Source organism: Burkholderia sp. HAN2018 (genome assembly GCF_024704855.1).
Taxonomy (GTDB): Bacteria; Pseudomonadota; Gammaproteobacteria; order Burkholderiales; family Burkholderiaceae; genus Burkholderia; species Burkholderia cepacia.
Genome location: NZ_QOBB01000225.1, coordinates 1 through 10,974 on the forward strand (window position 1 = coordinate 1; position 10,974 = coordinate 10,974).

11 protein-coding genes are annotated in these 10,974 nt (G+C 67.8%); 3 read left to right on the plus strand and 8 right to left on the minus strand.

The features are described 5' to 3' along the window. The 4 genes from yjfF to DPV74_RS33880 all read right to left on the minus strand — a co-directional run. A partial coding sequence (gene yjfF / locus DPV74_RS33865) for a galactofuranose ABC transporter, permease protein YjfF (protein ID WP_119338770.1) occupies positions 1-978 on the minus strand: 978 nt, incomplete at its 3' end. After that, positions 975-2,015: an ABC transporter permease gene (locus tag DPV74_RS33870; RefSeq protein WP_060084739.1), complete on the minus strand. Its 1,041-nt coding sequence runs from the start codon at positions 2,013-2,015 to the stop codon at positions 975-977. The genes DPV74_RS33870 and yjfF, both read right to left, overlap by 4 nt. After that, positions 2,012-3,526: a sugar ABC transporter ATP-binding protein gene (locus DPV74_RS33875; RefSeq protein WP_119338771.1), complete on the minus strand. Its 1,515-nt coding sequence runs from the start codon at positions 3,524-3,526 to the stop codon at positions 2,012-2,014. Before DPV74_RS33875 ends, DPV74_RS33870 begins: the two co-directional genes overlap by 4 nt. An 83-nt stretch (positions 3,527-3,609) precedes the next feature. Next, entirely contained in the window at positions 3,610-4,572 is a 963-nt protein-coding gene (locus DPV74_RS33880; RefSeq protein ID WP_059686211.1) for an ABC transporter substrate-binding protein, read from the minus strand. A 233-nt stretch (positions 4,573-4,805) separates the two neighbouring features. On the opposite strand from DPV74_RS33880, the gene DPV74_RS33885 reads away from it, so the two are divergent. After that, a complete protein-coding gene (locus DPV74_RS33885; RefSeq protein ID WP_119338772.1) occupies positions 4,806-5,033 on the plus strand; it encodes a hypothetical protein in 228 nt (75 codons plus the stop codon). Positions 5,034-5,116: 83 nt separating this feature from the next. Beyond that, the gene (locus tag DPV74_RS33890; RefSeq protein WP_060316247.1) at positions 5,117-5,329 is read left to right on the plus strand and encodes a hypothetical protein; all 213 of its coding nucleotides are present in this window, start codon (positions 5,117-5,119) and stop codon (positions 5,327-5,329) included. Between the two features lie 74 nt (positions 5,330-5,403). Here the strand turns inward: DPV74_RS33890 and DPV74_RS33895 are convergent, their stop codons facing one another. The 4 genes from DPV74_RS33895 to DPV74_RS33910 all read right to left on the minus strand — a co-directional run bounded on the left by DPV74_RS33895 (position 5,404) and on the right by DPV74_RS33910 (position 7,263). Continuing rightward, on the minus strand, positions 5,404-5,859 hold the full coding sequence (locus DPV74_RS33895) for a hypothetical protein (RefSeq protein ID WP_136470816.1): 456 nt from the start codon (positions 5,857-5,859) through the stop codon (positions 5,404-5,406). A gap of 153 nt (positions 5,860-6,012) precedes the next feature. After that, complete coding sequence (locus DPV74_RS33900) at positions 6,013-6,348, minus strand: hypothetical protein (RefSeq protein WP_162923210.1); 336 nt, start codon at positions 6,346-6,348, stop codon at positions 6,013-6,015. A 358-nt stretch (positions 6,349-6,706) separates the two neighbouring features. Next, positions 6,707-6,970: a hypothetical protein gene (locus DPV74_RS33905; protein WP_119338773.1), complete on the minus strand. Its 264-nt coding sequence runs from the start codon at positions 6,968-6,970 to the stop codon at positions 6,707-6,709. A 14-nt stretch (positions 6,971-6,984) separates the two neighbouring features. Next, the gene (locus tag DPV74_RS33910) at positions 6,985-7,263 is read right to left on the minus strand and encodes a DUF4148 domain-containing protein (RefSeq protein WP_119338774.1); all 279 of its coding nucleotides are present in this window, start codon (positions 7,261-7,263) and stop codon (positions 6,985-6,987) included. Between the two features lie 269 nt (positions 7,264-7,532). Here DPV74_RS33910 and DPV74_RS33915 point away from each other — a divergent pair, with 269 nt between their 5' ends. Then, the gene (locus DPV74_RS33915) at positions 7,533-10,760 is read left to right on the plus strand and encodes an efflux RND transporter permease subunit (protein ID WP_119338775.1); all 3,228 of its coding nucleotides are present in this window, start codon (positions 7,533-7,535) and stop codon (positions 10,758-10,760) included. Positions 10,761-10,974 lie beyond the last annotated feature (214 nt).

The window sequence follows — 10,974 nt, forward strand, 5'->3', positions numbered from 1 at the left end:
GCGCCGCCGCGCGGCATGCCGCTCGATCACCCGCTGCAACACGCAGAACACGCACAGCAGCGCGCCGATCACGATCCGCGTCCACCACGAGCTCAACGTGCCGTCGAACGTGATCAGCACCTGGATCGTGCCGAGGATGCCGACCCCGAACACCGAGCCGATCACGTAGCCCACGCCGCCTGTAAGCAGCGTGCCGCCGATCACGGTCGCGGCGATCGCGTCGAGCTCCATCCCCTGCGCCTGCAGCCCGTAGCCCGACAGCACGTACAGCGTGAACACCACGCCGCCGAGCGCCGAGCAGAAGCCGCTCAGCGCGTAGACGCCGATCTTCGTGCGCGCGACCGGCAAGCCCATCAGCAGCGCCGAACGTTCGTTGCCGCCGATCGCATACACGTTGCGGCCGAACCGCGTGAAATGCGCGACGTAGATCGCGGCGGCCAGCGTCGCGAGCGCGATCAGCGCGCCCGCGCTCAGCGTGCCGCCGCCGACCGGCACGCTGATGCCCGCGATCGCATGAAACGTCGGCTCGTTGATCGTGATCGACTGCGTCGTGATCAGGAAGCACGCGCCGCGCGCGAGAAACATCCCGGCAAGCGTGACGATGAACGGCTGCAAGCGAAAGCAATGGATCAGCGCGCCCATCGCCGCGCCGTACAGCGCGCCGAACGCCAGCACGAGCGGCACGATGACCCACACGGGCCAATGCAGCCGCTCGGCGCCGACCGCGCAGAGGATCGTTGTCAGCGCAACGACCGAGCCGACCGACAGGTCGATCCCGCCCGACACGATCACGAACGTCATCCCGATCGCGACGATCAGCAGGAACGCGTTGTCGACGAGCAGCCCGGTGAGCACCTGCATCGAGAAAAATCCGGTGTACATCACGGACCCGAAACCGAACAGCGCGACGAACAGCAGGATCGTCACGACGATCGGCAGCGTGCGCGGGTCGGCGAGCCGGCCAAGGAATCGGGTCATCGGGGCGTCGCTCCGGTGGTGGCGCGCGAACGCGCGGATGGCAGCAGCCGCGACGCATGCCGGACGACGAGCGCGCGCGCCGCCTCCGACTGGATCAGCGTCACGACGATCACGACGACCGCCTTGACGACGAGCGTCGCCTCCGGCGGCACGCCGATCGAATAGGTCGTGTAGGTGAGCGTCTGGATGATCAGCGCGCCGAGCACCGAGCCGGCGAGGCTGAAGCGGCCGCCGAGCAGCGACGTGCCGCCGAGCGTCACCGCGAGGATCGCGTCGAGTTCGAGCAGCAGCCCGGCGTTGTTGCCGTCGGCGCTGCGCACGTTCGAACTCGCGAGGATGCCGGCGAGCGCCGCCATCACGCCCGAACACAGATACACGCCGAACACGACCGCACCCGCGCGCAGCCCGACGAGCCGCGTCGCGACCGGATTCACGCCGATCGCGCGTATGAACAGCCCGAGCGCCGTGCGGTTCACCAGCAGCGCGGTCGCGGCGATCGTCGCGATGGCGATCCACACCGCGCACGGCACGGTCGCGAGATAACCGCCGCCGAGCGCGAGATAGCCGGGCGCGCCGATCGGGATGATCTGGCCGCCCGTCAGCAGCTGCGCGACACCGCGGCCGGCCACCATCAGGATCAGCGTCGCGATGATCGGCTGCATCCCGACGAACGCGACGAGCAGCCCGTTCCAGGCGCCCGCGAGCAGGCCGACGCCGAGCGCGGCGGCCAGCGCGGCACCGACCCGCGACGGATCGGCGTCGAGCACGATCGCCGCGGCCGCGCCGGCGATCGCGACGATCGCGCCGACCGAGATGTCGATCCCGCGCGTCGCGATCACGAGCGTCATCCCGAGCGACACGATCACGAGCGGCGCCGCGCGGTTCAGGATGTCGACCGGCGCGCCGAACAGGTGGCCGTCGAGCAGCGCGATCGACAGAAAACCCGGACGATGCGCGACATCGAGCGCGAACAGCAGCGCGAGCGTCAGCACCGGCCACGCGAGCGAATGACGAAACAGCATGCGCAGCGGCGTCATGACTGGCCTCCCGCGATCAGACGGTACACCTGCGCCTCGGACGCATCGGCGCCGGTCAGCTCGGCGACCTTGCGACGGTCGCGCAGCACCGCGATCCGGTGGCTCACGCGCACGACCTCGCCGATCTCCGACGAGATGAACAGGATCGCGAGCCCGGTCTTGCACAGCGCGAGCACGCGCTCCATGATGTCGAACTTCGCGGCGACGTCGATCCCGCGCGTCGGTTCGTCGAGAATCAGCAGCTTCGGGTCCGTCGCGAGCCAGCGCGCGAGCAGCACCTTCTGCTGGTTGCCGCCCGACAGCAGGCCGATCGGCTGCTCCGCGTCGCGCGCCTTGATGCCGAGCCGGGCGATATACGACTCGGCGATCTCGCGCTGGCGCGCGCGCCCGATCAGCCGCCACCAGCCGCGCCGCGCCTGCAGCGCGAGGATGATGTTCTCGCGGATCGACAGCGCGGCGACGATACCCTCCTTCTTGCGGTCTTCCGGGCAGTACGCGATGCCGTGCCGCACCGCGTCGTGCGGCGACGCAAGCCGCGTGCGCGTGCCGTCGATCTCGATCGCGCCGGTGTCCGGGCGCTCCGCGGCGAACGCGAGCTGCGCGGTTTCGGTACGCCCCGAGCCGAGCAGCCCGGCCAGCCCGACGATCTCGCCGGGCCGCACGTCGAGATCGAGCGCGCTCATCATCCCGCGCCGGCCGACCTGCTGCATCGACAGGAACGGCGCGGCGTCGCCCGCGGTGCGCGCGGCGGCCGCGGCACCCGCCTGCAGCGTATCGGACATCCGCTCGCGGCCGGTCATCTTCGCGACCAGCGCGTCGACCGGCAGGTCGCGCGCCAGGTACTCGCCTTCGCGCTCGCCGTTGCGCATCACGGTGATCCGGTCGGACACCGCATAGGTCTGCTCGAGAAAGTGCGTGACGAACAGGATCGCGATGCCCGACGCCTTCAGCCGGCGCAGCACGTCGAACAGCCGCGCGACCTCACCGTCGTCGAGGCTCGACGTCGGTTCGTCGAGGATCAGCACGCGCGCGTCGACGGAGACGGCGCGCGCGATCGCGACCATCTGCTGCACGGCGATCGGGTACGCATCGAGCGAGCGCGTGACGTCGAGCGACAGGTCGAGTTCCGCGAGCGCCGCGCGCGCACGCGCATGGATCGCGTTCCAGTCGATCGCACCGCGCCGCATCGGCTGCCGGCCCGCGAAGATGTTCTCGGCGACCGACAGGTTCGCGCACAGGTTCACTTCCTGGTAAAGCGTCTGGATCCCGGCCGCCTCGGCTTCGCGCGGCGCGGCGAAGCGCACGGGCCGGCCGCCGACGCGAATCTCGCCCGCGTCGTGCGCATGCACGCCGGTGAGCACGTTGATCAGCGTCGACTTGCCCGCGCCGTTCTGGCCCATCAGCGCATGAATCTCGCCGGGAAACAACCGGAAGTCCACGCGCTGCAGCGCGCTGACACCCGGAAAAGACTTGTCGATGCCGGTCATCTCGACCACCGGCGATTGCGTCATGACCCCTCCGTCGAAACGGTTGCGAAGCGGTTGCGAAGCGGTTGCGACTCGGGCGGCAGCCGCGCCGCCGCCCGTGCGGGACATCAGTACTTGCGGGTCGGCAGCACCTGCGCCGCGACGTTCATCGGGAACACCGTCTCGTTCGTGACGATCCGCTTGGGCAGCTGCTTGCCGGCGACCACGTCCTTCACCGCGCTCATCAGCTGCGGGCCGAGCAGCGGGCTGCATTCGACGTCGACGTTGATCTTGCCGGCGATCATCGCCTGGAAACCGCCCTTCGTCGCATCGAACGACACGACGCTCACGTCCTTGCCGGGCTTGATCCCGGCTTCCTCCATCGCCTGGATCGCGCCGAGCGCCATGTCGTCGTTGTGCGCGTAGACGACGTTGATCTGCTTGCCGTAGGTCTTCGCGAACGCTTCCATCACCTGCTTGCCGCCGGCGAGCGTGAAGTCGCCGCTCTGCGATGCGATCACCTTGAATTTCGGATTGTTCTTGATCACTTCGAGCAGGCCCGCGCGGCGATCGTTGGCCGGCGCGGAACCGACGGTGCCCTGCAGCTCGACGATATTGATCGGGCCCGCATCGTTCTTGTAGCGCTCTTCCATCCAGTGGCCGGCGCGCCGCCCTTCCTCGAGGAAGTCCGAACCGATCATCGTCACGTACAGCGACGGGTCCTTCACGTCGACCGCGCGATCGGTCAGGATCACCGGGATATGCGCGGCCTTCGCTTCGGTCAGCACCGGTTCCCAGCCCGATTCGACGACCGGCGAGAACGCGATCACGTCGACCTTCTGCGCGATGAACGAGCGGATCGCGCGAATCTGGTTCTCCTGCTTCTGCTGCGCGTCCGAGAATTTCAGGTTGATGCCGGCGTCCTTCGCCGCGCCCTTCACCGACACGGTGTTCGCGGTGCGCCACGCGCTTTCCGCGCCGACCTGCGAGAACCCGAGCGTGATCGGCTTTTGCTGCGCGAACGCGCCGTGCGCGAACACCGTCGCCGCGGCGACGAGCGCGCCGGCCGTCAGCTTCCTGAAGAATGTCATGGTCCGTCTCCGATGATGTCGTTGTATGCCGCTGCGCTGTTGTGGTTCTGCGTGGCGCGGGGATGCGGGTCGGGCTGCAGACCGGGCTGGCGCGTGCGGCCGGCCCGGTCTGCATGCCCCGCATCAGTCTATGAACAAGTCCGATAACCTTCCAATGAAATATTGGATTCGGGCGATATCGGAATCGGCATACGTATAAACACCTAAACGGACTGCGGGACGGCGCGGCGGAGATGGGGAAAGGCGCCGGCTATACGAGCGCACAAGGCGCGATCATGGTCGGCTTCGTGAACTGGAGCGGCGCGCCGGGCTCGGTCGCGAGCGGCTGGCTGATGGATCGCCTCGACCGCTACCGGATGAGCGCCGCGAGTTTTTGCCTGGCGGCACGGTCGTTCCGGGCCGCGCACGGGATGCAGTCGACGTTCCGGCCCCAGCAGGTGCTCGCCTTTGCCTGGAGATGATTCATTCCCGGCGCCCATACCGGCATGAACGCGTTGACCGCGCGCTTCTACCCGACCGTCGCGCGTTCGACCGGCTTGAGCTGGTGCATGCGTTCGGAGGGCTGGGCGCGATCGGCAGCGCATTTGCCGGTGCGGCCCTCCTGAGCGCGGGGCTGGGGCTCGGCCAGATTCTTCCGCTGATGGCCGACGTGCCGCTGATCGGCGCGGTAGCGGGGCTCGTGAAGCGCCGGGCGCTGGCCGATGAGTCGAAGGGAGCGGCCGTGAATTCCGCGGCGGAGGTTTCCGCGAATACCTGACGAGAGCCGTCGCGACAGCGCTCAAATCCGGCAGGCCGCCACTTTCCTGTCGGTCTCGCCAACGATCTCCGCGGTCAACGAGCGGATAACGACTTGTGTCCCGTTGCCTTCAACGCGACATTGACATCATCGCGCGTGTTGACGATACGGCCTTCCACCTTGCAATCCGATTGCACCGGCTTCGCACCGACTGCAAATCCCACGCCGCCGAGATCGGTTGCTACCCATTGCGCGTTGCGCCTTTCAAGCGCGAACTTCATGATCTCGACCTGGTCATCCGTCATCTCCAGGCTGCCGTCCTTATCCGTCAAGCCAATACATGCGAAGGCGGCATCGTGATCCTTGATCAGGTCGACCACGAAATAGCGGTAATCCTTCAGGTCCGGTTCGCTGTCGTTCAGCCGGTGAATGGCAGCCAGTATATGGGCGCGGTCAGGGTCGCTCTTGTCCAGATCGCGGGCATACGTCACGTTGGCGACGGTCGCGACGAGGATCAATGCGCATGCAGTAAGCCTGGATAGCTTTGTCATCAAGATTCGAGAAAAAAAGTAACCGGGATCGCCCCGTCATCGATGTGCTGCCGTCATCCGGCACAAGCGCCAGTCGATAGTCGTCATCCGTTGCGTCATAGCCGGTCGGGAGCCGATACGCTACCACCAAAGACGGCGACAGATGGCTTTTGTTCATCTCATGCGCGTTGCCCTGGTTCCCCCCCAACGTTGCCAACGACTGCAGATGTTGATGAGCATCGAAGCGATCGCGCCGTACACCGGCTTGTTCCCCTTGGTCGGCTTCCCCCACTTCAGGAAACTGCTTGCCATCGCATTGGTCTTTCCCTTCGTCCCCTCATAGCCCGCGCGCGGCAGACACGAGTTCACGAATGCCGCACAGTATGCGGCGGAATTCGGATCAGCCTTGGTTTGCGACGTCGCACCGAAATACTCCTTGATGTGCTCGGTGGAAACGTCTCCTCCCTTGCGCTTGATGCCGACGCGACACTCCTCCTCTGCATACGTCATCCACGGTGCATGCCTGGCACTCGGCGCCTTGGTTTTCGGGTAATCGCTCTCGTCCCGGGAACGGACAGCATGCACTTCCGGCGCCGGCTTTGGACGGACGATCCGGCGCCCACAGGTGCCGCCACAGAGGATGTGCCTGCCGCCACCGGTTCGGCGGCCGTTGCCGCACCCGGTGACGAAGACGGGTGCGCATGTGCCTTCGGTACGGCCAGTACCCGATGCGGATACAGAAAGTACGGCGATGCAATGCCGTTCAGACGCGCCAGTACGCGATAGCTCGTCGAGTATTTTTCACGGCGTGCTCGCCGCATCACCCGCGCCGGCCGGATGACGGGCCGGTCGCTCACGCCGGCCAGGATTACCGCGCATCGCCATCGCCGGCGACGCCAAACCGCCGGCCGATGCCGCTGTCGCGACCGCGCGACGTCTCGCCGCCCCGATTCGGCACGACGCCGGCCGCATGCGGCCGACCGTCGTCGGCCGCGCGCGCCGGGTTCAACGCTTGCAGCACGCTCGCGCGCCCACCGTCGTCATCGGGCAATTGGGGCATCCCGCGTGCAAAGGCCGGCGCGACCGCCGCCGCGAGCAGCGCGGCGATCGCCAGCCGGGAAAGGCGCTTCATCGCCTGTCTCCCGGTCACTGCGCGCTGACGGCCGGCACCGGCGTCGACGCGGTCGCGGTGGCCTGCTCGCCGTGCGCGATCGCATAAAGCTCGCGATTGCGCGCGATCGTCTGCTGGCTCGGCGGATAGTCCCAGTTCGACATGGGCACGGTGCCGTCGCGCTGCGCCTGAACGAGCTCGGCGATCACGTCGGCACGGGTCGGGCCCGACGACGACGCTTGCGCGAAAGCGGCTACCGGCGTGCCGATGGCGAGGGCGAGCAGCGCGGTCGCTGCGATCAGTCTGCGATTCATGATGAAACTCTCCAGAACGGTTAGATGAGGACGCATCGTCGATGCGCCGCCGGCGGTGCCGCGGATGCGGTTCTCCGCCCGACGTCTTCATTCTGGTGACTGCGGCCGGCACGACGCTGACCGTTACATGACAATCCTGAAATCTGCGGCGCCACGCGCAGATAACAGTTTCGTAATCTTCGAGTCAGGGCCGGGTCAACGCGGCACCGGCAGACTGCACGCTCGTCGCATCCATCGCGGCGCCCTTGCCCTGCTTCGAGGAAAACATCATGTGGATCGTCCGGCTGGCGTTACGCAGGCCCTATACGTTCGTCGTGCTCGCACTGCTGATCTTCATCGCGGGCACGCTCGCGATCCTGCGCACGCCGACCGACATCTTTCCGAACATCGACATCCCGGTCGTCAGCATCGTCTGGTCGTACAACGGCTTTTCCGCCGAGGACATGGCCAAGCGCATCACGACCAACTACGAACGCGCGCTCACGTCCGACGTCGACGACATCGAGCACATCGAATCGCAATCGCTGAACGGCGTGTCGGTCGTGAAGATCTTCTTCCACCCCGGCGCGGACATCAATCGCGCGATTGCCGAAGCCTCGAGCAACTCCGCGTCGATCCTGCGGATCCTGCCGCCGGGCACGCTGCCGCCGAACATCATCACGTACAACGCGTCGACAGTGCCGATCCTGCAGCTCGGGCTGTCGAGCAGCACGCTCGCCGAGCAGCAGCTGTACGACCTCGGCAACAGCTTCATCCGCACGCAGCTCGCGACCGTCCAGGGCGCGGCCGTGCCGCTGCCGTTCGGCGGCAAGGTGCCCGAGATCGTCGTCGACCTGAACATGCGCGCGCTGCAGGCCAAGGGGCTCGCGCCGATCGACGTGGTCAACGCGATCAACGCGCAGAACCTGATCCTGCCCGGCGGCACCGCGAAGATCGGCGCGCGCGAATACAACGTGCAGATGAACGGCAGTACGCAGACCGTCGCCGCGCTGAACGACCTGCCGGTGAAGACCGTCGGCGGCAACGTCGTCTATGTGCGCGACGTGGCCCACGTGCGCAACGGCTACGCGCCGCAGACCAACATCGTGCGCAGCGACGGCAAGCGCGCGGCGCTGCTGACGGTCGAGAAGACCGGCAGCGCATCGACGCTGACGATCATCGGCCAGGTGAAGGCGATGCTGCCGAAGATCGCGGCCGGCCTGCCGAAGGCGCTGCACATCACGCCGCTCGGCGACCAGTCGGTGTTCGTGAAAGCGGCGATCCAGGGCGTCGCGCGCGAAGCGCTGATCGCCGCGTGCCTGACGGCGCTGATGATCCTGCTGTTCCTCGGCAGCTGGCGCGCGACGCTGATCATCGCCGTGACGATCCCGCTCGCGGTGCTGACGTCGCTGTGCGCGCTGGCCGCGCTCGGCGAGACGATCAACATCATGACGCTCGGCGGGCTCGCGCTCGCGGTCGGGATTCTCGTCGACGATGCGACCGTCGCGATCGAGAACATCACGCACCACCTCGAACGCGGCGCGCCGCTCGAGGAGGCGATCCTGACCGGCGCGGGCGAGATCGCCGTGCCGACCTTCGTGTCGACGCTGTCGATCTGCATCGTGTTCGCGCCGATGTTCCTGCTGACGGGCGTCGCGCGCTACCTGTTCGTGCCGATGGCCGAAGCGGTGATCTTCGCGATGATCGCGTCGTACTTCTTCTCGCGCACGCTGATCCCGACGCTCGCGATGGTGCTGATGCGCGCCAAGGGGCACGGCAAGCCGCCGCGCGGCATCTTCGCTCGCTTCGCGCGCTTCCAGGCCGCCTTCGAGCACCGTTTCGAAGCGGTCCGCGCGCGCTATCGCGCGCTGCTGTCGGCCGCGATCGCGAACCGGCGCCGCTTCGCGGCCGCGTTCCTGCTCGCCTGCGTGGCTTCCACGAGCCTGTTCGCCGTCGCCGGGCAGGATTTCTTCCCGTCGGTCGATACCGGCGAGATCCGGCTGCACCTGCGCGCGCCGACCGGCACGCGGATCGAGGAGACCGCGCGCCTGACCGACGAGGTCGAGACGCGGATCCGCTCGGTGATCCCCGCGAACGAACTGGCCGGCGTGCTCGACAACATCGGCGTGCCGGTCAGCGGGATCAACCTGACCTACGACTCGTCCGATCCGGTCGGCGCTGGCGATGCCGACATCATGATCACGCTGAAGCCGAACCACCGGCCGACCGCGCAGTACGTGACGAAGCTGCGCAACCTGCTGAACCAGGCGTTCCCGGGTGTGACCTTCGCGTTCCTGCCGGCCGACATCGTCAGCCAGATCCTCAACTTCGGGTTGCCCGCGCCGATCGACATCCAGATCGTCGGCAACCGGCTCGATGCGAACCGCGCGGTCGCGAACCGGCTGCTCGCGCAACTGCGCGGCGTGCGCGGCCTCGTGGACGCACGCATCCAGCAGCCCGGCGACGCACCCGCGATCAACGTCGACGTCGATCGCACCAAGGCGATCCAGGCCGGGCTCCAGCAGCGCGACGTGGCGCAGAACCTGCTGATCGCGCTGTCCGGCAGCTCGCAGACCACGCCGAACTTCTGGCTGAACCCCGCCAACGGCGTCAGTTACCCGGTGCTGGTGCAGACGCCGCAGTACGACGTCAATTCGCTGCAGTCGCTCGCGAACATCGCGATGCCGACCGCCGCGCAATCGCCGCAGACGCCCGCGGCCGGTCCCGCGGCCGGCGCGGGCGCGCAGAACCTGCTCGGCACGCTGGGCACCTTCTCTCGCGCCGAGCAGCAGGCCGTCGTGTCGCACTACAACGTGCAGCCGGTGCTCGACATTTTCGCGTCGGTGCAGGACCGCGATCTCGGCGGCGTGACGGCCGACGTGACGAAGCTCGTCGACGCCGCACGCGCGCAACTGCCGCCCGGCTCGTCGATCGTGCTGCGCGGCCAGGTGCAGGCGATGCACCAGTCGTTCGCGGGGCTGCTGAGCGGCCTCGTGCTCGCGATCGCGCTGGTCTACCTGCTGATGGTCGTGAACTTCCAGTCGTGGCTCGACCCGCTCGTGATCGTCAGCGGCCTGCCCGCGTCGCTCGCGGGCATCGCGTGGATGCTGTTCGTCACGAACACGACGCTGTCGGTGCCCGCGCTGACCGGCACGATCCTGTGCATCGGCATCGCGACCGCGAACAGCATTCTCGTCGTCAACGCGGCGCGCGAGCTGAGCGCCGGCGGCACACCGCCGTGGCAGGCCGCGCTCGACGCGGGGTTCAGCCGGTTCCGCCCGGTCGTGATGACCGCGCTCGCGATGCTGATCGGCATGCTGCCGATGGCGCTCGGCCTCGGCGACGGCGGCGAGCAGAACGCGCCGCTCGGCCGCGCGGTGATCGGCGGCCTCGCGTTCGGCACGGTGTCGACGCTGCTGTTCGTACCCGTCGTGTTCGGCTTCGTCCATGCGTGGCTCGAACGGCGACGCGATGCGGCCGCCGCACGCCGCGTGCCGGACACGCCGGCACTGCCTTGAGCACGGATACCCGGATAGCTGGACTGGATACCCGCCGATTTCCTCCGACTCGCCCGACTTCGAACCCATCATGAACGACTCGACCGAACCTCTCGCCCCGCTTTCCGCCGAAACGGCGGCGGTGCCGCCTGTCGCGCGCGACACCGCATCCGACGCGCCGCTGCCCCGTCGCGGCCGCAGGCTCGCCGTCCCGCTGGCCGCGCTCGCATTCGCC

Coding starts and splice junctions, on each gene's coding strand:
- DPV74_RS33870 (WP_060084739.1), bottom strand. CDS start 2,015: ATGACGCCGCTGCGCATGCTGTTTCGTCATTCGCTCGCGTGGCCGGTG.
- DPV74_RS33910 (WP_119338774.1), bottom strand. CDS start 7,263: ATGAATCGCAGACTGATCGCAGCGACCGCGCTGCTCGCCCTCGCCATC.
- DPV74_RS33905 (WP_119338773.1), bottom strand. CDS start 6,970: ATGAAGCGCCTTTCCCGGCTGGCGATCGCCGCGCTGCTCGCGGCGGCG.
- DPV74_RS33885 (WP_119338772.1), top strand. CDS start 4,806: ATGGGGAAAGGCGCCGGCTATACGAGCGCACAAGGCGCGATCATGGTC.
- DPV74_RS33895 (WP_136470816.1), bottom strand. CDS start 5,859: ATGACAAAGCTATCCAGGCTTACTGCATGCGCATTGATCCTCGTCGCG.
- DPV74_RS33915 (WP_119338775.1), top strand. CDS start 7,533: ATGTGGATCGTCCGGCTGGCGTTACGCAGGCCCTATACGTTCGTCGTG.
- DPV74_RS33880 (WP_059686211.1), bottom strand. CDS start 4,572: ATGACATTCTTCAGGAAGCTGACGGCCGGCGCGCTCGTCGCCGCGGCG.
- DPV74_RS33875 (WP_119338771.1), bottom strand. CDS start 3,526: ATGACGCAATCGCCGGTGGTCGAGATGACCGGCATCGACAAGTCTTTT.
- DPV74_RS33900 (WP_162923210.1), bottom strand. CDS start 6,348: ATGACGTATGCAGAGGAGGAGTGTCGCGTCGGCATCAAGCGCAAGGGA.